General features: G+C 63.6%; 19 protein-coding genes. 13 read left to right on the plus strand and 6 right to left on the minus strand.

Translation table 11 applies throughout. The features are described 5' to 3' along the window. Nucleotides 1-10: 10 nt before the first annotated feature. The 5 genes from ATK23_RS00885 to sdhC form a co-directional block, all read right to left on the minus strand. Entirely contained in the window at nt 11-1,462 is a 1,452-nt protein-coding gene (locus ATK23_RS00885; protein ID WP_066140347.1) for a catalase, read from the minus strand. A gap of 129 nt (nt 1,463-1,591) precedes the next feature. Further along, nucleotides 1,592-2,374 (minus strand): succinate dehydrogenase iron-sulfur subunit, encoded by a 783-nt coding sequence (locus ATK23_RS00890; RefSeq protein WP_038989929.1) that lies wholly within the window; start codon nt 2,372-2,374, stop codon nt 1,592-1,594. After that, nucleotides 2,374-4,161, minus strand: a complete 1,788-nt coding sequence (sdhA, locus tag ATK23_RS00895) for a succinate dehydrogenase flavoprotein subunit (protein ID WP_066139884.1) — start codon at nt 4,159-4,161, stop codon at nt 2,374-2,376. The genes ATK23_RS00890 and sdhA overlap by 1 nt, the downstream gene beginning before the upstream one ends. A gap of 61 nt (nt 4,162-4,222) precedes the next feature. Further along, nucleotides 4,223-4,666 carry a succinate dehydrogenase hydrophobic membrane anchor subunit gene (locus ATK23_RS00900; RefSeq protein WP_038989927.1) on the minus strand — a complete coding sequence of 148 codons (444 nt, stop codon included), beginning with the start codon at nt 4,664-4,666 and terminating at the stop codon, nt 4,223-4,225. A 3-nt stretch (nt 4,667-4,669) separates the two neighbouring features. Next, nucleotides 4,670-5,083, minus strand: a complete 414-nt coding sequence (gene sdhC, locus ATK23_RS00905; protein WP_369826774.1) for a succinate dehydrogenase, cytochrome b556 subunit — start codon at nt 5,081-5,083, stop codon at nt 4,670-4,672. A 246-nt stretch (nt 5,084-5,329) separates the two neighbouring features. Between sdhC and ATK23_RS00910 the strand changes: the two genes are divergently transcribed. The 10 genes from ATK23_RS00910 (at nt 5,330) to ATK23_RS00955 (ending at nt 17,399) form a co-directional block, all read left to right on the plus strand. Then, nucleotides 5,330-6,445, plus strand: a complete 1,116-nt coding sequence (locus ATK23_RS00910) for a mannose-1-phosphate guanylyltransferase (protein WP_066139881.1) — start codon at nt 5,330-5,332, stop codon at nt 6,443-6,445. Nucleotides 6,446-6,597: 152 nt separating this feature from the next. Continuing rightward, on the plus strand, nt 6,598-7,794 hold the full coding sequence (locus tag ATK23_RS00915) for an amidohydrolase (RefSeq protein ID WP_083515536.1): 1,197 nt from the start codon (nt 6,598-6,600) through the stop codon (nt 7,792-7,794). Between the two features lie 287 nt (nt 7,795-8,081). Further along, complete coding sequence (locus ATK23_RS00920) at nt 8,082-9,170, plus strand: BMP family lipoprotein (RefSeq protein WP_066139875.1); 1,089 nt, start codon at nt 8,082-8,084, stop codon at nt 9,168-9,170. A 141-nt stretch (nt 9,171-9,311) separates the two neighbouring features. Next, nucleotides 9,312-10,910 carry an ABC transporter ATP-binding protein gene (locus ATK23_RS00925; RefSeq protein WP_066139872.1) on the plus strand — a complete coding sequence of 533 codons (1,599 nt, stop codon included), beginning with the start codon at nt 9,312-9,314 and terminating at the stop codon, nt 10,908-10,910. Further along, entirely contained in the window at nt 10,907-12,112 is a 1,206-nt protein-coding gene (locus ATK23_RS00930) for an ABC transporter permease (RefSeq protein WP_066139869.1), read from the plus strand. Before ATK23_RS00925 ends, ATK23_RS00930 begins: the two co-directional genes overlap by 4 nt. After that, entirely contained in the window at nt 12,109-13,380 is a 1,272-nt protein-coding gene (locus ATK23_RS00935; protein WP_066139866.1) for an ABC transporter permease, read from the plus strand. The genes ATK23_RS00930 and ATK23_RS00935 overlap by 4 nt, the downstream gene beginning before the upstream one ends. A gap of 9 nt (nt 13,381-13,389) precedes the next feature. Beyond that, on the plus strand, nt 13,390-13,800 hold the full coding sequence (locus tag ATK23_RS00940) for a cytidine deaminase (RefSeq protein ID WP_066139864.1): 411 nt from the start codon (nt 13,390-13,392) through the stop codon (nt 13,798-13,800). 43 nt (nt 13,801-13,843) lie between these two features. Further along, on the plus strand, nt 13,844-15,157 hold the full coding sequence (locus ATK23_RS00945) for a thymidine phosphorylase (RefSeq protein ID WP_066139860.1): 1,314 nt from the start codon (nt 13,844-13,846) through the stop codon (nt 15,155-15,157). Nucleotides 15,158-15,436: 279 nt separating this feature from the next. Continuing rightward, the gene (locus ATK23_RS00950; RefSeq protein ID WP_038989915.1) at nt 15,437-16,111 is read left to right on the plus strand and encodes a DedA family protein; all 675 of its coding nucleotides are present in this window, start codon (nt 15,437-15,439) and stop codon (nt 16,109-16,111) included. 103 nt (nt 16,112-16,214) lie between these two features. Then, on the plus strand, nt 16,215-17,399 hold the full coding sequence (locus ATK23_RS00955) for an adenosine deaminase (RefSeq protein ID WP_100339221.1): 1,185 nt from the start codon (nt 16,215-16,217) through the stop codon (nt 17,397-17,399). 76 nt (nt 17,400-17,475) lie between these two features. On the opposite strand, the gene ATK23_RS00960 is transcribed toward ATK23_RS00955, so the two are convergent. Next, a complete protein-coding gene (locus ATK23_RS00960) occupies nt 17,476-18,966 on the minus strand; it encodes an aldehyde dehydrogenase family protein (protein WP_066139855.1) in 1,491 nt (496 codons plus the stop codon). A gap of 110 nt (nt 18,967-19,076) precedes the next feature. On the opposite strand from ATK23_RS00960, the gene ATK23_RS00965 reads away from it, so the two are divergent. The 3 genes from ATK23_RS00965 (at nt 19,077) to ATK23_RS00975 (ending at nt 22,111) form a co-directional block, all read left to right on the plus strand. Beyond that, on the plus strand, nt 19,077-19,775 hold the full coding sequence (locus tag ATK23_RS00965; RefSeq protein ID WP_038989911.1) for a MazG nucleotide pyrophosphohydrolase domain-containing protein: 699 nt from the start codon (nt 19,077-19,079) through the stop codon (nt 19,773-19,775). 91 nt (nt 19,776-19,866) lie between these two features. Beyond that, nucleotides 19,867-21,147 (plus strand): phosphopyruvate hydratase, encoded by a 1,281-nt coding sequence (gene eno, locus ATK23_RS00970; protein WP_038989910.1) that lies wholly within the window; start codon nt 19,867-19,869, stop codon nt 21,145-21,147. A 145-nt stretch (nt 21,148-21,292) separates the two neighbouring features. Further along, nucleotides 21,293-22,111, plus strand: a complete 819-nt coding sequence (locus tag ATK23_RS00975) for an FtsB family cell division protein (protein ID WP_083515511.1) — start codon at nt 21,293-21,295, stop codon at nt 22,109-22,111. Nucleotides 22,112-22,135 lie beyond the last annotated feature (24 nt).

A 22,135-nucleotide genomic window follows, 5' to 3' on the forward strand; every position in this document is an offset into this window, starting at 1 on the left:
TTCATGCGCGCTATTTGGCGCGCAGGTTCGCTTCGATCTTCGCTCCGGTGTCCGCATCGATGTTCTTCCAGTACTGGATCGCGTTGGACAGCACCGGCTCGATGACCCCGTCCAGCGCCCCGGTGACGGTTTCGACCAGCTCGGCGCGCTGTGCATCGTCCATCACTTCGCGGACCAGGATGCCGGGCTGGACGAAGTCCCCGTCGTCCTTGCGCAGCGTGTAGGCCTCGCGGACCAGCTCGCCGTCGGATTCGAAGGAGTTCTCCGCCGGACCGGTTTCATCGCTCCACGAGTCCCCGAAGGAGTTCGGCGCGTAGACGCTGCGATCGCCGGTGTGCTCGTAGGTCATATTCCCTTCGAAGTTGTACGAGTGCACCGGGCACTTGGGCTTGTTCACCGGCAGCTGCTGGAAGTTGGTGCCGATGCGGTAGCGCTGTGCGTCCGCATAGGCGAAATTGCGGCCCAGCAGCATCTTGTCCGGGCTCATCCCCATGCCCGGGACCATGTTCCCCGGCGAGAAGGCCGCCTGCTCGATCTGCGCGAAGAAGTTCTCCGGGTTCCTATTCAGCGTCAGGGTGCCGACCTTGATGCGCGGATAGTCCTTCTTGGACCAGACCTTGGTCAGGTCGAAGGGGTTGAAGCGGTAGGTCTTAGCTTCCTCGTAGGGCATGACCTGCACGTACAGGTCCCATTGCGGGAAGTTGCCGGCCTTGATCGCCTCGAACAAATCGCGGCGGTGGAAGTCGGCGTCGGCCCCGGCCAGTTCCTCGGCCTGCGCGCCGCGCATGGTCTCGAACTTCTCGGACTGCTTGTTCAAGAAGTGGTACTTCACCCAGAATTTCTCGCCGGCCGCGTTGACCCACATGTAGGTGTGCGAGCCGTAGCCGTTCATCTCGCGCCAGGTCTTGGGCAGGCCGCGCTGGCCCATGATGTAGGTGACCTGGTGGGCGGATTCGGGGTTCTGTGTCCAGAAGTCCCATTGCATGGTCCCGTCGCGCAGCCCGGAATCGGGCAGCCGCTTCTGCGAGCGGATGAAGTGCGGGAACTTCATCGGGTCGCGCACGAAGAACACCGGGGTGTTGTTGCCGACCAGGTCGAAATTTCCTTCGGTGGTGTAGAACTTCAGCGCGAAGCCGCGCACATCGCGCCAGGTGTCGGGGGAGCCGAGCTCGCCGGCGACAGTGGAGAAGCGCAGCAGCGTTTCGGTTTTCACCCCGGGCTGGAACAGGGCGGCCTTGGTGTATGCCGAGACGTCCTCGGTGGTTTCGAATTCGCCGAAGGCGCCGGCCCCCTTGGCGTGCGGGCGGCGTTCGGGCACGTTCATCCGGTTGAAATGCTGCAGGGTCTCGATCAGGTGGTGGTCGTGCAGCACGATCGGCCCGTTGGGGCCCACGGTCAGCGAGTTGCGGTCGCTGGCTGCCGGGATGCCTGCCTGGGTTGTCGATGTTGGTTCACTGGCCATGTTTTGCTCCTGCGCGTTGTGGTGCATTGGGAAAAGGGCGAGTACTGCCCATCATGCCACGACACGCGCAGGAGTTGAAGGGGTGCAAAAAGGCCCGAACCGCTGGGCGGTTCGGGCCTATTCAGGCACTTAGACGGTACGTGCCAGGATTGCCTGCTTGACCTCGGCGATGGCCTTGGTCACCTGGATGCCGCGTGGGCATGCTTCGGAGCAGTTGAAGGTGGTGCGGCAGCGCCACACGCCTTCCTTGTCGTTCAGGATCTCCAGGCGCATGTCGCCTGCATCATCGCGCGAGTCGAAGATGAAGCGGTGCGCGTTGACGATCGCTGCCGGGCCGAAGTACTGGCCATCGGTCCAGAAGACCGGGCACGAGCTGGTGCACGCAGCGCACAGGATGCACTTGGTGGTGTCGTCGAAGCGCTCGCGGTCCTCGGCGGACTGGTAGCGTTCCTTGGTTGGCTCGTGGCCCTTGGAGATCAGGAATGGCATGATCTCGCGGTAGGACTGGAAGAACGGTTCCATGTCGACGATGAGGTCCTTTTCAAGGGGCAGGCCCTTGATGGCTTCAACGGTGATCGGCTTGGAGGTGTCCAGGTCCTTGAGCAGGGTCTTGCAGGCCAGGCGGTTGCGGCCGTTGATGCGCATGGCATCGGAACCGCACACGCCGTGGGCGCAGGAACGGCGGAAGGACAGGGTGCCGTCGTGGTCCCACTTGACCTTGTGCAGGGCATCCAGCACGCGGTCGGTGCCGTACATGGTCAGCTTGAAATCTTCCCAGTATGCGTCTGCGGTAGCCTCTGGCAGGTAGCGGCGAACGCGCAGCGTGATGTCGAAGCTTGGAACTTCTCCGCCGCCGCCGACGCCTGGCTTCAGCTCGATCTTTGACGGTGGTTCTGGCAGTTCGGTGCTCATTAGTACTTACGCTCCATTGGCTGGTAACGGGTAAAGACCACTGGCTTGGTCTCCATGCGGATGCCCTTGATGTCCTCGGTGACGGCTTCTGCGTCGCGGTAGGACATCGAGTGCTTCATGAAGTTCTCATCGTCGCGGTCTGGGTAGTCCTCGCGGTAGTGGCCGCCGCGGGATTCCTTGCGGTGCAATGCGGCAACGGTGATGACCTCGGCCAAGTCGAGCAGGAAGCCCAGCTCGACGGCTTCGAGCAGATCCAGGTTGAAGCGCTTGCCCTTGTCCTGGATGCTGATGTTCTTGTAGCGGCGGCGCAGATCCTCGATCACGTCGCGCGCTTCCTTCAGCGAACGCTCGTCGCGGAACACCTGGACGTTGGCGTCCATGGTCTCCTGCAGGATCGAGCGCAGCTCGGCGACACGCTCGGTGCCGGTGCCGTTCAGCACGCCTTCAAGCTGTGCGGACACGAAGGCTTCCGGGTTCTGAGGCAGCTCGACGAAGTCGGCGGTCTTGGAGTACTCGGCAGCTGCCACGCCGGCGCGCTTGCCGAACACGTTGATGTCCAGCAGCGAGTTGGTGCCCAGGCGGTTGGAGCCATGCACCGAAACGCAGGCGACTTCGCCGGCGGCGTACAGGCCAGGAATGACGGTGTCATTGTCCTGCAGCACTTCGGTGTTGATGTTGGTTGGCACGCCGCCCATGGCGTAGTGCGCGGTCGGGTAGACCGGAACCGGATCGGTGAATGGTTCCACACCCAGGTAGGTGCGGGCGAATTCGGTGATGTCCGGCAGCTTGGATTCGATGTGCTCTGGTTCCAGGTGGGTCAAATCCAGCAGCACGTAGTCCTTGTTCGGACCGCAGCCGCGGCCTTCGCGCACTTCGTTGGCCATGGCGCGGGCGACGATGTCGCGTGGGGCCAGGTCCTTGATGGTCGGTGCGTAGCGCTCCATGAAGCGTTCGCCATCCGAGTTGCGCAGGATCGCGCCTTCGCCGCGGGCGCCCTCGGTGAGCAGGATGCCCAGGCCGGCCAGGCCCGTTGGGTGGAACTGGAAGAACTCCATATCCTCCAGCGGCAGGCCTGCGCGGAAGGCGATGCCCATGCCGTCACCGGTCAGGGTGTGCGCGTTCGAGGTGGTCTTGAAGACCTTGCCGGCGCCGCCTGAGGCGAAGATGACCGACTTGGCCTGGAAGACGTGCAGTTCGCCGGTAGCCAGGTCGTAGGAGACGACGCCTGCAACGCGCTTCTGCTTGTAGGCGGTACCGTCCTCGCGGTAGGCATCCTCCTCGACCAGCAGCAGGTCCAGCACGTAGTACTCGTTGTAGAACTCGACGTTGTGCTTGACGCAGTTTTGGTACAGGGTCTGCAGGATCATGTGGCCGGTGCGGTCAGCTGCGTAGCAGGCGCGGCGCACGGCGGCCTTGCCGTGGTCGCGGGTGTGTCCGCCGAAGCGGCGCTGGTCGATCTTGCCCTCTGGGGTGCGGTTGAATGGGAGGCCCATCTTCTCCAGGTCCAGCACGGCGTCGATGGCTTCCTTCGCCATGACCTCGGCTGCGTCCTGGTCAACCAGGTAGTCGCCACCCTTGATGGTGTCGAAGGTGTGCCACTCCCAGTTGTCTTCCTCGACGTTGGCCAGTGCTGCGCACATGCCGCCCTGGGCCGCACCGGTGTGCGAGCGGGTTGGGTAAAGCTTGGTTAGCACTGCGGTGCGTGCGCGCTGACCGGATTCGATCGCTGCACGCATGCCTGCACCACCGGCACCGACGATGACTACGTCGTACTTATGTACCTGCATTCTTGATGCTCTCTTTTCTAAAAATCTTTGTGGCTATTGGCTGGAACTAGGGGAGTTCCACTTAGCACTGCGGCAGGGTGCTGCCGGTGACGCATGGATCGAAGGTGAAGATCACCAGGGAGCCAAGCACGATGATGAAGATCGTTGCGACGTAGAGGATGCCCTTGAGCCATGCACGGGTTGCGTGCTTCTCTGCGTAGTCGTTGATGATGGTGCGCACGCCGTTGGTGCCGTGCAGCATGGCCAGCCACAGCATGGCCAGGTCCCAGAACTGCCACAGCGGCGAGGCCCACTTGCCGGCGACGAAGCCGAAGCCGATGCCGGAGATGCCTTCGCCGACCATCAGGTTGGAGAACAGGTGGCCGAAGATCAGGATGACCAGCACGACGCCGGACAGGCGCATGAACAGCCATGCCAGCATCTCGAAGCTGCCGCGGGACTTCGGTCCGCGCTTGTACTTTGGATCAATGCGCTGGCTGCGCGGAGCAGGAATAGAAACGCTCATGGCTTAGTGGCTCCCAAATGCGATCGACAGGTGACGGATAGCGAAGCCTGCGAAGACGATGACCCAGAGGATCAGAACGCCCCAGAGCATCTGGCGCTGGTACTTAGTGCCCTGCTTCCAGAAGTCGACCAGGATCAAGCGCAGGCCGTTGAATGCGTGGAAGAGGATTGCTGCAACCAGACCGGTTTCACCAAGTGCCATCCACGGAGTCTGGTAGGTGCTAATGATTGCGTCGTATGCGCCGGCATCGACACGGACCATAGCCGTATCGAGCACGTGCACCAGCAGATAGAGAAAAATAACGACACCGGTGACTCGGTGTCCCACCCAGGACCACATGCCTTCATGGCCGCGGTATAGGGTGCCTGACGAAGTCTTCGACACTGAACTAAACCTCCAAGGCTCGCAACGGCGCATGTGTATATTGCACACAATGAGATTTGACGCACTTGTGCGAGCGTTCCTTGTGCGAGTCTAAACCACTTAGCCAGCTCCGATCTATTTCGTGTCTTGTTCCTGTGAGCATGTTCACCGAAAAGGGGTAATTATGCGCTAAAAGGCCGATATTCCGCCCGTAATACCTCATGGGAGAGTTTCGTATTTAATTTCTTGCACAGGTTTCAATGGACGGGATTATCCACCGAATGAATTAGTCTGGAATGCGTGAATGCAGACCTATTAGCCCGATTCCACGGCGTGATCCCCGCCGGCGGCGTCGGCACCCGATTGTGGCCGCTGTCCAGGGCCTCCGCTCCGAAGTTTTTGCACGATCTGACCGGATCCGGTTCCACGCTGATCCGCGCCACCTATGACCGCCTGGTCCCGCTGGCCGGCGAACGCATCATGGTGGTCACCGGGCGTGCGCACCGCGGAGCTGTCGTTTCCCAGCTGCCCGAGCTCTGCGACGAGGACCTGGTCCTCGAGCCGGAGCCGCGCGACTCGGCCGCCGCCATCGGCCTGGCCGCCGCCATCCTGTACCGCCGCGACCCGAGCATCATCATGGGCTCCTTCGCCGCGGACCAGGTCATCGAGCCGGTCGAGGTGTTCCAGGCAGCGCTGAGCGAAGCGATCCACACCGCCGCCACCGGCAAGATCGTGACCATCGGCATCCATCCGACGCACCCGTCCACAGGCTTCGGCTACATCCAGACCGGCGAGCCGCTGCAGGTGCCCAATGCGCCCTCGGCGCGCGGGGTGGTGCAGTTCGTGGAGAAGCCCGATGAGGACACCGCCCGCAAGTACCTGGCCTCCGGCGGGTTCCTGTGGAATGCCGGGATGTTCGTCGCGCCGGTGAGCCTGATGCTCGAGCACCTGGAAGCCAACGAGCCGGCGCTGCATGCCGGGCTGATGAAGATCGCCGATGCGTGGGAGACCGGGCAGCGCGAAGAAGTGATGCGCGAGGTCTGGGCCGATCTGCCCAAGACCGCCATCGACTATGCGGTGGCCGAGCCGGCCGCCGCGGCCGGGGATGTCGCGGTGATCCCTGGCGTGTTCAACTGGGATGACGTGGGCGATTTCGCCGCGATCGGCCGGCTGAACAAGGCCAGCGCTGATCAGGGCATCATCAACCTGGGTGGCGAATCGGTGCGCGTGTACGCGGACAGCGCGACCGGCGTCGTCTATTCGGACCGCCCGCGCGTGGTGGCGCTGGTGGGCATCGAGGACGTAGTCGTGGTGGATACCGCCGATGCGTTGCTGGTGACCACCAAGGAGCATGCGCAGAAGGTCAAGCAGACCGTGGAGCAGCTCAAGGCCGACGGCGCCACCGAGGTGCTCTAGGACGAAATCGCGCTAGGCGTGACGGGGCGTGCTGGCCTGGACCAGGCTGGCGCGCCCCCTTTTCGCGTTCCCGATGTTGCGCGGTGCGTGTGAACATTACGCGAAACTGTCATTTCCGCCGCCGTGCCGAGTATCGTCAAAAGGTGTCCACCGTGAATGAAAATGGCAATTTGGCTTCCGTCAGCGGCTTCACCGAGCCGCTCATCGACCAGCTGATCGGCTTCCGCCGCGAGCTGCATCGCAACCCGGAGCTGTCTTTTGCGGAGCACCAGACTACCGAGCGGATCCTCGAAGCATTGCGCGCCGCCGGCCTGTCGCCGCAGAAGATGGCCGACACCGGCGCCTTCGTGGACATCGGCGAAGGCCCCATCCGCATTGCGTTCCGCGCTGATATCGACGCGCTGCCGGTGGTGGAGGAAACCGGCCTGGAGTACGCCTCGATGACCGAGGGCGTGGCGCACGCCTGCGGCCACGACATCCACACCACCGTGATGCTCGGTGTGGCGCTGGCGCTGGGCAGGATCCATGCAGCCGGCCAGCTCAACGGGCGCGTGCGGGTGATCTTCCAGCCTGCCGAGGAGAAGCTTCCCGGTGGGGCGCTGTCGGTGATCGAGCAGGGCCTGCTCGACGGCGTGCCGCGGATCCTCGCGCTGCACTGCGACCCGCGGATCGACGCCGGGCACATCGGCACCCGCATCGGCGCGATCACCTCCGCCAGCGACACCATCCGCATCGAGGTCAACGGCCGCGGCGGGCACACCTCGCGACCGCACCTGACCGAGGACATCGTCTTCGCCATGAGCCAGATCGCCACCCAGGTGCCGGCGGTGCTCGGCCGGAAGGTCGACGTGCGCTCGGCGGTTTCGGTGGTCTGGGGGCAGATCCACGCAGGCAGCGTGCCCAACGCGATTCCCGCCACCGGCTACCTGGCCGGCACCATGCGCTGCCTGGATGGGGATGTCTGGTACGAGGCCGGCGAGCTGCTGGATGTGGCGGTGCGCCAGATCGCCGCACCCTACGGCGTGGAGATCAAGTTGCAGCACACCCGCGGGGTGCCGCCGGTGGTCAACGCCCCGGCTCAGACCGCGCTGATCGAGGATGCCGCGCGCCGCGAGTTCGGCGCCGACGCGATCGAACTGACCCCGCAATCCATGGGCGGGGAGGACTTCGCCTGGATGACGCAGAAGGTTTCCGGCGCGATGCTGCGGCTGGGAACCCGCACCCCGGGTGGCAAGACCTACGACCTGCACCGCGGGGACTACATCCCGGACGAATCGTGCATCGGCGTCGGAGTGCGCATCATGGTGGCTGCCGCCCTGCAGGCCGTGCATGAGGCGAACGCCAAATAAGGCGTTGGCCACAGTAAACCCAAAAATTTTTAACAATTCTTTGACACTTTAACAATTCGGTCAGTGACTTGGGCATTGACGTTAAGCGCTTGCCGTTTTGCGGCCTGCAAGTTATCTGTTTGCAATCTTTCTCGTCTTTACCTGTGACGTATCTCCGATAGGCTATGGAAACGATGGGAACGCTATGACTTTTGGTGTGCTCGCGTAAGGCCTAGGCAATGGAGCCTTGCACGAGGGTCAGCTGTCTTGCCTCCCGCATTATCTCGCAAGATTCTTTGGAGGAACAGATGCGCTTCGTATCGCGCAAGACCGGCGTGGCGGCAGCCATGCTCGGCATCTCGGCATTAGCTTTGAGCGCCTGCGGCGCTGCACCGGAAGAGAGCAGCTCGGCTGGCCAGTACCCGGACTACGTCGGCTGCATTGTGTCCGACTCCGGCGGATTCGACGACCAGTCCTTCAACGAATCTTCCTTCCGCGGCCTGAAGAACGCCGAGAAGGACCTGGGTATCCAGACCAAGGACGCGGAATCCAAGTCCAACGCGGACTTCGCGACCAACCTCAACGGCATGGTCAACGCAGGCTGCGACCTGACCGTCACCATCGGCTTCCTGCTGGGCGATGCCACCGCCGAGGCCGCCGCTGCCAACCCGGACAAGCACTTCGCGATCGTCGACTTCCAGTACGACAAGCCGATCGAGAACGTCAAGCCGATCATCTACGACACGGCCCAGGCTGCCTACCTGGCAGGCTACGCCGCAGCTGCCGCCTCGAAGACCGGCACCGTTGCCACCTTCGGCGGCATCAAGATCCCTACCGTGACCATCTTCATGGACGGCTTCGCCGACGGCGTTGACAAGTACAACGAGGACAAGGGCAAGGACGTCAAGCTGCTGGGCTGGAACAAGGACAAGCAGGACGGCACCTTCTCCGGCGACTTCGAGAAGCAGGACAAGGGCAAGCAGATCACCAAGAACTTCATCGCTTCCGGCGCTGACGTGATCATGCCTGTTGCCGGCCCAGTGGGCAAGGGCGCTGGCGCTGCCGTGGTCGAGGCCAACAACAGCGGCAAGGACGCCAAGCTCGTCTGGGTCGACTCCGACGGCTTCCTGACCGCTCCTGACTACAAGGACGTCATGCTGACCTCGGTGGTCAAGACCATGGACACCGCAGTCGAGGACGTCATCCGAACCGACGCCGAGGGCAACTTCGACTCGACCCCGTACGTCGGCACCCTGGAGAACGAGGGCGTTGCACTGGCACCGTTCCACAACTTCGACGAAGAGATCGGCGAGGACACCAAGAAGGAGATCGAGGCGCTGAAGCAGCAGATCATCTCCGGTGAGCTGAAGATCGAATCGGCCTCCAGCCCCAAGTAGGACTAGGCAAATCAGCCATGGAGCGCGTCACCGCTCGCCGCAGCACAGCGGTGGGCAGGTGACGCGCTTTATGCCTGCCTAAGGGGCAAAACAACTTGCAAGCAAGAACTTCGCCAAACGAACAATGAAGATGGTGGAATCGTGAAACTCGAACTACGAGGAATCTCGAAAGCCTTCGGTTCTTTCTACGCCAACAAAGATATCGACCTGACGGTCGACGACGCCCAGATTCACTGTCTGCTTGGCGAAAACGGTGCTGGAAAGTCCACGCTTATGAACGTGCTCTACGGCCTGTACCAGCCGACCGAGGGCCAAATTCTGCTGGACGGGAAGCCCGTCGAGTTCTCCGGACCGGGCGACGCCATGGCCGCCGGCATCGGCATGGTGCACCAGCACTTCATGCTGGTCCCGGTCTTCACCGTGGCCGAGAACATCGCGCTGGGCGCCGAGACCACCAAGGCCGGCGGCATACTGGACCTTCAGGTCACCCGCAAGAAGATCCGCGAAATCTCGGACCGCTACGGCTTCGACGTGGATCCCGACGCGATCGTCGAAGACCTGCCGGTGGGCGTGCAGCAGCGCGTGGAAATCATCAAGGCGCTGGTGCGCGATGCGCGCATCCTGATCCTCGATGAGCCGACCGCCGTGCTGACCCCGCAGGAAACCGACGAGCTGCTGGACATCATGCGCCAGCTCAAGGCCAACGGCACCTCCATCGTCTTCATCTCGCACAAGCTGCGCGAAGTGCGCGCCGTCTCGGATGTCATCACCGTGATCCGCCGCGGCCGGGTCATCGACTCGGTCTCCCCGGAATCCTCCACCACCGAGCTGGCCAACCTGATGGTGGGCCGCGCGGTGGAGCTGAACCTGAACAAGGCGGCCGCCACCCCTGGCGCCGCCGCCCTGGAAGTGCGCGACCTGAGCGTCGTCGACCCGGCAGGCACGACCACCTTGGACTCGGTGTCCTTCACCATCCACGAGGGCGAAATCCTTGCAGTGGCCGGCGTGCAGGGCAACGGCCAGACCGAGTTGACCGAAGCGATCCTGGGCACCCAGCCGGTGACCGGCGGCTCGGTCAAGCTGGCCGGCGAAGAGCTGGTGGGCAAGTCGGTGAAGTCGATCCTGCGTTCGGGCCTGGGCTTCGTTCCCGAGGACCGTTCGGTGCACGGGCTGGTCACCCAGTTCTCCATCGAGGAGAACCTGGTGCTGGACCTCTACGACCGCCCGCCGTTCGGCAAGGGCATCTCGATGAACCTCGAGGCGATCAAGAAGAACGCCAAGGAGCAGATCGAGGGCTTCGACGTGCGCACCGACAACCCGCTGAACCCGGCCTCCAGCCTCTCCGGCGGCAACCAGCAGAAGGTCGTCATGGCCCGCGAGCTGAGCCGCGATCTGAAGCTGTTCATCGCCTCGCAGCCGACCCGCGGCGTGGATGTGGGATCCATCGAGTTCCTGCACCGGCGCATCGTGGCCGAACGCGACAAGGGCACCCCGGTGATGATCGTGTCCACCGAGCTGGACGAGGTCATGGAACTGGCCGACCGCATCGCCGTGCTCTACAAGGGCAGGATCAACGGCATCGTGCCGGGGGACACCTCCCGCGAGGTGCTCGGCCTGATGATGGCCGGCGTATCGCAGGAAGAGGCCTTCGCCCAGGCCGAATACGCCAAGGCGGACAACGAGCCGGTTGAAGCCCAGCCGGCCAGCGAGCACGACAACCAGGAAGGAGAAGCGCAGTGAGCGAGAAAGCACCTGTGGTTCCCGACTCCGGCAAGCCGGGCAACGACCTGCTGCGCCAGATCACCCAGGGACCGGGCCTGGTCTCGGTCCTCGGCGTCATCGTCGCGCTGGTCATCGGCGGCCTGCTGATCGCGGTCACCGACGAGAAGGTTGGCGAAACCGCCGGCTACCTGCTGGCCAAGCCCTCGGCGTTCTTCAGCGAATTCTGGCGTGCCGCCACCGAAAGCTACGTGGCGCTGTTCAACGGCTCGATCTACAACTCCACCCAGGGCTTCAAGCCGTTCTTCGAGACGCTGACCGTCTCCACCCCGCTGATCTGCGCCGGCCTGGGCGTGGCGGTGGCTTTCCGCGCCGGTCTGTTCAACATCGGCGCGCAGGGCCAGATCATCATCGGCTCGGTGCTGGCCGCCTACATCGGCTTCGCCTGGCACCTGCCGATCGGCCTGCACCTGCTGCTGGTCATCGTCTTCGGCCTGCTCGGCGGCGCGATCTGGGGCGGACTGGTGGGCCTGCTCAAGGCCAAGACCGGCGCCCACGAAGTGATCCTCACGATCATGTTCAACTACGTGGCCGTGTACCTGATCGACTTCCTGATGAACACCCAGGCCTTCCGCCGTCCCGGCGAGACCAACCCGATCTCGCCGATCCTGGACAGCTCGGCCGTCTTCCCGGCGATTCCCGGCTCGCGCCTGCACCTGGGCTTCGTGATGGCGGTGCTGCTGGTGCTGGCAGTGGCCTGGATGTTCAAGCGCTCCACCGTGGGCTTCGAATTCCGTGCCGTGGGGCATAACCCCGAGGCCGCGCAGACCGCCGGCATCAACGTCGCGCGCACCACCATCATCGCAATGGCGCTGGCCGGCGCCCTGGCCGGCGCCGCCGGCGTGGCCCAGGTGGCGGGCACCGAAAAGGTGCTCACCGGCGGCATTGCCGGCTCGCTGGGCTTCGACGCGATCACCGTGGCCCTGCTGGGCCGCTCCACCCCATGGGGCACCTTCTTCGCCGGCCTGCTCTTCGGCGCATTCCAGGCCGGTGCGGTGAACATGCAGATCACCACCGGCACCCCGATCGACATCGTTTCGGTGGTGCAGTCGCTGATCGTGCTGTTCATCGCCGCCCCTCCGCTGGTGAAGGCGATCTTCGGGATGAACCGCAAGAAGAAGCGCAGCGCCAAGCTCGAACCTACTAAGGCAGGTGCCAAGTGACCTCTTCCACCTTGCAACCAGCAATCAACGTCTTGCCGAGCAAGAAGACCCCGATCATCCTGACGGTGATCGCCGTGATCACCTTCTTCAGCTTCGGTTTGCTGGGCAACGACCAGGCAGCGCACTTCACGCTGAACAGCGCCGGTGACGCCTTCGAGCTGCCGGAACTGGTCTTCCCGGGCCGGATCACCAACATCGTGTTCGGCGTGCTGCTGCTGGCCATCGCCGCCTACTCGTGGATGCAGCGCAAGCAGGGCAAGGCGCTGGCCACCTGGATGATCGCCGTCGCGGCCATCCTCTTCGTGCTCGGCTTCCTGGTGTGGGTGGTCTCCGGCGCCAACATCAACAGCATCTCGCTGGCCAGCCTGCTGGCCGGCGGCGTGGTGCTGGCCGTGCCGCTGGTCTTCGGCTCCCTGTCCGGCGTGCTCTCCGAACGGGCCGGCGTGGTCAACATCGCCATCGAGGGCCAGCTGCTGGGCGGCGCATTCACCGCGGCCATCGTCGCCTCGGTGACGCAGAACGCCTTCGCGGGCCTGATCGCCGCCGGCCTGGCCGGCGCCGTGGTGTCCCTGGTGCTGGCACTGTTCTCCATCAAGTACGTGGTCAACCAGATCATCGTCGGCGTGGTGCTCAACGTGCTGGTCTCCGGCATCACCGGCTTCCTGTTCACCACCGTGATGCAGGAAGACCCGGAGCTGTTCAACTCGCCGGTGCACCTGCCGGTGGTCGAGATCCCGCTGCTTTCGGCCATCCCGGTCATCGGACCGATCCTGTTCAAGCAGTCGGTCATCGGCTACCTGATGTACCTGGCAGTGTTCCTGGTCTGGTTCGGCCTGTTCAAGACCAAGTGGGGCCTGCGCGTGCGCGCCGTAGGCGAGCACCCGAAGGCCGCCGACACCCTGGGCATCAAGGTCAACTCGATCCGCTTCTGGAACGTCACCTTCGGCGGCATCGTGGCGGGCATCGGCGGTTCCTTCTTCACCCTGGTGGCCATCGACTCCTTCACGAAGGAAATCTCCGGCGGACGCGGCTTTATCGCCCTGGCCGCGGTGATCTTCGGCCGGTGGAACCCGATCGGCGCCTTCCTGGCCGCCCTGCTCTTCGGCTTCGCCGACAACCTGCAGGTCATCCTGACCATCATCGGCACCCCGGTACCGAGCCAGTTCATGGCCATGCTGCCGTACCTGGTTACCATCTTCGCGGTGGCCGGCCTGGTGGGCCGCTCCCGCGGACCTGCCGCCGCCGGCGAACCGTATGTGAAGGAATAGCGATTACCCATGGATAGCAACAACGCGCCGTGGCCGCAGCTCGAAGCAGCGGCCGCGGCCGCGCTGTCCCAGGCCTACGCGCCCTACTCGGAATTCCGGGTGGGCGCCGCGGCCCTGGCCAGCGACGGCCGCCTGGTTTCCGGATGCAATATCGAGAATGCCGCCTACGGGGTCACCCTGTGTGCCGAATGCGCCATGGTGGGCCAGCTCTTCGCCACCGGCGGGGGCACCCTTGAATACTTCCTGTGCTTCGGCCAGCTGCGCGACGGCGAGCTGGAGCTGATCACCCCGTGCGGCCGCTGCCGCCAGCTGCTCTTCGAGCACCGCGGGGCGGATATGAAGATCAAGACCGCCCGCGGAATTCTCGGCATCGACGACCTCTTGCCTGACTCGTTCGGGCCGAACAACCTCAACGCCTAGCGCCGGAGCACACCGGCCAACAGCAGAACGGAAGGTGCCTTACATGGCTGCCGAGCAATTCAGTGCCGTCGAAGTCATCCGCGCAAAGCGCGATGGCGGCGAACTGAGCAACGAGATGATCGACTGGACCATCGATGCCTACACCCGCGGGGTCATCGCCGAAGAGCAGATGTCCGCGCTGAACATGGCCATCTACTTCCAGGGCATGAACCGCAACGAGATCTCACGCTGGACCGCCGCGATGATCAATTCCGGCGAACGCATGGATTTCTCCGCCCTCACCGACCCGTCGGGCAAGAAGCTGGCCACCACCGACAAGCACTCCACCGGCGGGGTGGGGGACAAGATCACCTTGCCGCTGGCTCCGCTGGTCGCCAGCTTCGGCGTGGCCGTCCCGCAGCTTTCCGGACGCGGGCTGGGCCACACCGGCGGCACGCTGGACAAGCTCGAAGCCATCCCCGGCTGGAAGGCGGATCTGTCCAACGAAGAGCTGTTCTCCCAGCTGTCCAACGTCGGCGCGGTCATCTGCGCCGCCGGCACCGGGCTGGCTCCGGCGGACAAGAAGCTCTACGCCCTGCGCGACGTCACCGCTACCGTGGAAGCCATCCCGCTGATCGCCTCCTCGATCATGAGCAAGAAGATCGCCGAAGGCACCGGCACCCTGGTGCTGGATGTGAAGGTCGGTTCCGGCGCGTTCATGAAGGACGAGGCCATGGCCCGCGAGTTGGCAGAAACCATGGTGAACCTTGGCACCGATGCGTCGGTGAACACCGTGGCCCTGCTGACCAACATGGAAACCCCGCTGGGCCTGACCGCAGGCAACGCCATCGAGGTGGAGGAATCCGTCGAGGTCCTGGCCGGCGGCGGACCCAGCGATGTCGTGGAGCTGACCGTGGCCCTGGCCACCGAGATGCTGGCCGGTGCCGGCATCAAGGACGTGGATGTCGCCGGCGCGCTGCAAAATGGCAAGGCCATGGATGTGTGGCGCAGGATGATCGCCGCTCAGGGAGGCGACCCGGATGCCAAGCTGCCGGTAGCCAAGGAGTCGCACACCGTGGTGGCTGAGGCCGAGGGCGTGCTGCTCAAGCTCGATGCGATGGACATCGGCCTGGCCGCATGGACCCTCGGTGCGGGACGTGCCCGCAAGGAAGACAGCGTCCAGGCCGGCGCAGGCGTGCGCATGCATGTGAAGCCGGGTGCCCTGGTCCGCCGCGGCGAGCCGATTGCCACCTTGCTGACCGACACCCCGGAAAAAATGGAGCATGCCATCGAGCTGGTCCAGCGGGCCATCATGATCGGTTCGGCCGATGACCGTCCGGACACTCGTCTGATCCTGGATCGCATCGCGGCCAAGTAGGCGGACAAGAATCCATGGCAAGGAGCCGGGAAACACTGTGCAGTGTTTCCCGGCTCTTTCGTTGCTTGCGCAGCGGGAGATGCCCCATGGAAGTTCCCAGAGATTTCCCGGGAACCAAAACGGAGTAGTCAAACGTTGGACAAGTTATCTCCTACCTAGGTAGCGGGTGGGAATTGTCCACAACGCCACTTAAGCAGGATGCGGACGGGTGAGTTCTCGAGCGAAAATGGATAGAAATTCAGCGCATTGAGCGCATTGGGAAAGTAGATGTAAGCACGCATGGAATTAGTCAATGAAGCAATTGCGCAGGCAGCCAGCGCATGGTGGATCCTGCCGTTATTGTTTCTGTTCTGCATGATCGATGCGATTTTCCCAATCGTGCCGAGCGAATCATTTTTGGTTTCATTGGCCGCGGTCGGCGTCCACACCGGCGTTCCCAACCTCGTGCTGATCGGCCTGCTGGGTGCCGGTGGTGCCTTGATCGGCGACCAGATCACCTACGCCATCGGGCGGAAAATCGGATCCCGGGGGTTCAAATGGATGCGCGGGCAACGCGCGCAGCGGGTGCTGGCCTATGCCGAGAAAAAACTTGAAACCTCCGGAGCACTGCTGATTTTCACCGCCCGGTACATCCCCATTGGCCGTGTGGCCGTCAACTTGACCGCCGGCGCCACCGGGTTCAGCCACAAGCGCTTCACCCTCTTCGACACCATTGGTGTGCTGACCTGGGCCACCTATTCCATCAGCATCGGCGCACTGGCCGGCAACTGGATGCACGACAACAAGCTGCTGGGAATCATCGTCTCGATTGTCATTGCCGTGGTGCTCGGCTTCGTCATCGACCGGATCGTCAGCTGGGTGCTGGGGCGCCTGCATCGCCGTGCCGAGAAGCGCGAAGAACACGCGGAAGAACGGGTCCGCGAGACCGTGCCGCCAACCGGTGACGAGGGTTAACCTGCAGTATTGACCAGGGTCACATTGCGGCTTGCAGATCTTTACCCGCAGGAGCTGTCAGTTCAGCGAAAATGCGACTAGGCTCAGTGGTGTGACTGAAGAAATGATTCATACTGACTACGATCCCGAGTTCGACTTCCGGGATCTGCCTAAAGTTTCGCTCCACGACCACCTCGACGGTGGCCTGCGCCCTCAGACGATCATCGAGCTGGCCGCCGAGATTGGACACGAGCTGCCAGAGACCGAAGCCGAAGCATTGGGCGAATGGTTCCGTGAATCAGCCGATTCCGGCTCGTTGCCACGCTACCTGGAAACCTTCGAGCACACCGTCGCGGTCATGCAGACCCGCGATGCGCTGATCCGCGTAGCCCGCGAATTCGTCGAGGACCTCGCCGAGGACGGCGTCATCTACGGCGAAGTCCGCTACGCCCCGGAACAGCACCGCCGCGAGGGCCTGAGCCTGGACGACGTCGTCGACGCGATCCAGGAAGGCCTGGACCAGGCCTGCGAGCAGCTCAACGCCGAAGGCCACCCAATGCAGATCGGCCAGATCCTGGTCGCCATGCGCCATGGCGACCAGGGCGTGGAAATCGCCAAGCTGGCCCTGCGCCACCGCGGCCGCGGCGTGGTCGGTTTCGATATCGCCGGCGCCGAAGACGGGTTCCCGCCATCGGCAATGAAGGAAGCCTTCGACCTGCTGGCCGAGAACCTCTTCCCGACCACCGTGCACGCCGGCGAAGCAGCCGGGCTGGACTCCATCAAGGAAGCCATCCTGATCGGCCGCGCCCAGCGCCTGGGCCACGGCGTCCGCGTTGCCGAGGACATCGAAATCGAGTTCGGCGCGATCGACGAGAACGGCGAAGAACTCAGCGACGATACCGGCCTGGTCTCCCTGGGCCCGGTCGCGAACTGGGTTCGCGAACGCGGCATCCCGCTGGAAGTCTGCCCGTCTTCGAACCTGCAGACCGGCGCCACCGCCAAGTTCGGCGAAGGCATCGAGAACCACCCAATCGACCTGCTGGTCCAGACCGGTTTCAATGTCACCATCTCGCCGGATAACCGCCTGATGTCCGGCACCAGCTTGTCCGACGAGTTCGAGTTGCTGGTCGAAGCCTTCGACTACGACCTGGAAGACCTGCTGGATTTGACGCTGAATGCAGCCGAGGCCGCCTTCGTTCCGCTGGAAATGCGCGAGCTGCTGGTCGAGTACATCAACGACTACTACGACAACCTGCTGGATGACGAGGAAGACTACGACGAAGACGAATACGAGAACGTCGCCGACTAGTTTCCGGGATTCAATTCCCAAACAGCGAAGCCGCCCGTGCAGTGCACGGGCGGCTTCGCTGCATCCGGGAGGATGCCTAGAACGGGTACTGCTTCTTGGTGGACTGCACGCCGACCCAGTGGTCGGTGGTGAACTCCTCGATGGCCCATTCGCCGTTGAAGCGGCCCAGCCCCGAATTCTTCTCGCCGCCGAACATCACATGCGGTTCGTCGTTGACCGTGATGTCATTGACGTGGGTCATTCCGGCCTTGATGCCGCGGGCGAAGGCGACGCCCTTCTCCAGGTTCTGCGTGAAGACGGCCGAGGACAAGCCGAATTCGGTGTCATTAGCCAGTTGAAGCGCATGCTCTTCGGAGTCGGCTTTGGCGATGCCCACGACCGGACCGAAAATCTCCTCGCGGAACAGTTCCATGCCGCTGGTGACATCGGCGAAGACGTGGGGAGAGACCACCCGGCCAGTAATCGAGCCGGCGAGGACTTCGCGCGCACCCTGCTCGCGGGCGGTGGCGATCTTGCCGCTGACCGACTCAAGCTGCGCATCATTGATGATCGGTCCCACGAGGTTGGCCGGATCCGCGGCATCGCCATAGCCGAGCTTGCTGACCTGCTCGATGAATTTCTCGATGAACGCCTCGTAGACCGGGGCCTGGACGATGATGCGGTTGATTGCCATGCAGATCTGCCCCTGGTGCAGGAACTTGCCCAGGGTCGCGGCCTTGGCCGCTTCATCGAGGTCGGCATCTTCCAGCACCACGAAGGGTGCGTTGCCGCCAAGTTCCAGCGCCACGCGCTTCATGTGCTCGCCGCTGACCGCGATCTTGCCGACGTTTTTGCCTACCGGGGTCGATCCGGTGAAGGACACCAGCGACGGGGTCTTGTGCGCCACGAAGTAGTCGCCGATTTCCGAACCGGAACCGACCACCGCGTTCAAGACGCCCTCGGGCAGGCCGGCCGCGGAGAACGCCTTGGCCAGGACCAGGGCGCCAACCAATGGGGTGTCCGAGGCAGGCTTGAGCACTACCGCGTTGCCCAGTGCCAGGGCGGGAGCCACGGATCGGGCGGAGAGCAGCATCGGGAAGTTCCAGGGGCTGATGATGCCCACCACGCCGACCGGTTCGCGGTAGACCCGGTTCTCCTTGCCTTCGGCATTCGAGGGAAGGATCTTGCCGTGCACCCGGGTGGGGAAGGTGGCGGCTTCGCGGATGGCGGCGATGGTGCCGCCCAATTCGATGTTCGCCTTCAGATGGGTGGAACCGGACTCGGCAATCAGCAGCGCCAGGATGTCCTTGAAGTTCGCTTGCAGGTAGTCTGCGGCCTGGCCCATGATCTTGGAACGCTTGCCGGGGGAGAGCGCCGCCCAGCCGGCCTGGGCCCGCTCGGCGGCCTGGTAGGCGGCGTCGACGTCGTCGGTCGAGGCCTGGCGGATCTCGGCCAGCAGCGAGTCATCGAACGGGTTGGCCGTGCGCAACACGCTTTCGGATCGCCCTTCAACCCACCGGCCGCCGATGAAGAGCTTGGCTGGAACCTGCTCCAGGAATTCGAGCCGGGCGGTATCTTGGATGGTCATTGGCAATCCTTCGCGTCGTCGGGATGAACTACGGCCATGCTAGCCCGAATAGGCAGTGAATGGGACCGAATCGGCCGCCAGCTGAACACCCGCTTCGATAGCATGGCCATATGCCGGAGAACAGAACGCAACTCGAACAGCTCGCCGCCACCGTCCGGACCCTGCGCAGCAGATGCGCGTGGACCAAGGCGCTGACCCACGAGTCGCTGCGCACCTACCTGATCGAGGAAAGCTATGAGGTCCTCGACGCCATCGCGGAGCAGAACCCGGCCTTGCTCAAGGAGGAGCTGGGGGACTTGTACTTCCAGATCCTGCTGCACTCGCTGATCGCCGAGGAGCACGGGCACTTCGGCCTGGAGGACGTTGCCGAAACCCTGAATGCGAAGCTGCTGCGCCGCAACCGGCATATCTTCGACGAGCAGGGGCAGGTCCGCGAAGACATCATCACTGACATCGATGAAATCATCCGGGTTTGGGATGCGGCGAAGCAGGCCGAGCGCGCCGGGCAGCCGAAGAAGCGGAAGAATGCGGGACTGCCCGCCGGGCTGCCTTCCCTAGCGCTAGCGCAGAAATTGCTTGATCGCCATGCCAGGGCCGGGTCGGCGCAGCCTGCTGGCGGGCTTGCCACCGAGCAGGTTCGCCAGCGGATCACCGATGAGCAGTCCTTGGCCAATGAACTGATGGCCCTGTCAGCGCGGGCCGAGGAGCTGGGCCTGGACGCAGAGTCGGTGCTGCGCTCGGCCCTGAACCAGCAATACGGCGCGGAACTGGATGACATAACATCGCGTAAATCACCATCGAAGCGCTAGGCTAGAGACAGGCAATGGCGCCGACGGTCTAATCAGCGACCGCTGGTTGACCTGCCCCAAGACCACCCCTTTCTACAAGGAGTCCATACTCATGGCATTGATTGACGCCATTCACGCGCGCGAAATCCTCGATTCCCGCGGCAATCCGACCGTTGAGGTCGAGGTCCTGCTTTCCGACGGCTCGCACGGCCGTGCTGCTGTTCCTTCCGGTGCATCCACCGGCGCCTTCGAAGCGGCGGAGCGCCGCGACGGCGACAAGGACCGCTACCTCGGCAAGGGCGTACTGGGCGCTGTAGAGTCCGTCATCGACGAGATCGCCGACGAGCTGGAGGGCCTGGACGCCACCGACCAGCGCTCCATCGACGCCGCCATGATCGAGCTGGACGGCACCGCGAACAAGTCCAAGCTCGGCGCCAACGCCATCCTCGGCGTCTCCCTGGCCGTCGCCAACGCTGCGGCAACCAGCTCCAACCTGCCGCTGTTCAAGTACCTGGGCGGCCCCAACGCGCACGTGCTGCCAGTGCCGCTGATGAACATCCTCAACGGCGGCTCCCACGCCGACTCCGACGTGGACATCCAGGAATTCATGATCGCCCCGATCGGCGCACCGACCTTCTCCGAGGGCCTGCGCTGGGGCGTCGAGGTCTACCACAGCCTCAAGTCCGTGCTGAAGGAAAAGAACCTGTCCACCGGCCTGGGCGACGAGGGCGGCTTCGCCCCGAACCTGCCAAGCAACCGCGCGGCACTGGAACTGATCACCGAAGCGATCAAGCGCGCCGGCTACACCCCGGGCCAGGATATCGCCCTGGCGCTGGACGTCGCCTCCTCCGAGTTCTACGAGAACGGCGCCTACCAGTTCGAAGGCAAGGCGCTGTCCGCCAAGGACATGAGCGACTACTACGCCGGCCTGGTGGCCGACTTCCCGCTGGTGTCCATCGAGGATCCGCTGGACGAGGACGACTGGGATGGCTGGAAGACCCTGACCGACGCCATCGGCGACAAGGTGCAGCTGGTGGGCGACGACCTGTTCGTCACCAACCCGCAGCGCCTGGCCGACGGCATCGCCAAGGGCACCGCCAACTCGCTGCTGGTGAAGGTCAACCAGATCGGCACCCTGACCGAGACCATCGATGCGGTGACCATGGCGCAGCGTGCCGGCTACACCACCATCACCTCGCACCGTTCGGGCGAGACCGAGGATGTCACCATCGCTGACATCTGCGTGGCAACCAACGCCGGGCAGATCAAGACCGGTGCACCGGCCCGCTCCGAGCGCGTAGCCAAGTACAACCAGCTGCTGCGCATCGAAGAGGACCTGGGCGCCTCGGCGGTCTACGCTGGCCGCAGCGCGTTCCCGCGTTTCAACAGCTAATATTCAGTAATAGCGAATAAGCTCGTCGGTAGTGGATACCGGCGGGCTTTTCGTTATTTAATGGAATTATCTTGCCAAGTCCACGGCAAGACCGCACGACAAGCACCATGGGAATTGGGGGAGTATGGCTCAGCGACCACCGCGAATGCCTCGCCGTAATACTCCGGATCCGGCTAAAGACGCCACAACAACCCCGGTTGACCAGACAAAACACGCCGGCGCGGATTTCCAGGCTGAACCGCCAACCGACGCCTTGCGCATTGTCGAGCCGCAGCCAGCGGCCAAGCAGGCTCCCGCGAAACCTCGCCGGGTGAAGGACGCCTCCTCCGCGCCGAAGCCGAAGAGCGCTGCCGCCAAGCCGAAACAGGGTGCCTCCCCAGCGTCAGATGCGTCACGTGAGCCGAAAAAATTTGCCGGCAACTACGCGCAGAAGCCCAAGGTGCCGCTGCGTGAACGCGCCAAGGAAAAGCAGAGCGAACGCCGCCGCGATGACCGGCTGAAGTTCTCCGCCGCGGTCCGCCGCAAGCCGGGAGAAAAGCCGGTGGACCAGAATCAGGTCCCCGAGGGCGAACCCGTTGCGGCGCACCGTTTTTCCGGCCGTATCGCCGCGCTGATCGTGGTCCTGGCCTTCTTCGCAGTGATGCTGGTGCCGACGGTGAATTTCTACCGCACGCAGATGGCGGAACTGAACGAGCTGCATGCCTCGATCGAAGCGCTGGAGGCGCAGCGCGATGACCTCAAGGAGGAAATCGCGCGCTGGGATGACCCGCTGTACATCAAGCAGCAGGCACGCGAGCGGATAAACTTGGTCATGCCTGGCGAGAAGCTCTACATGGTGGTGGGCGAACGCCCCAAGGATGAAGAGACGCCCGCCGACGGCAATGGAAGCACCTTCGAGGTGCGCCAGGAACTTCCATGGGTTGATGCGCTGCTCGACTCTGTTCGACGTTCTGCCACTGACTAACCACTTTAAACGCGAAGAGACCTA

The sequence above is a fragment of the Glutamicibacter nicotianae genome, assembly GCF_002797775.1.
Classification (GTDB): Bacteria; Actinomycetota; Actinomycetes; order Actinomycetales; family Micrococcaceae; genus Glutamicibacter; species Glutamicibacter nicotianae.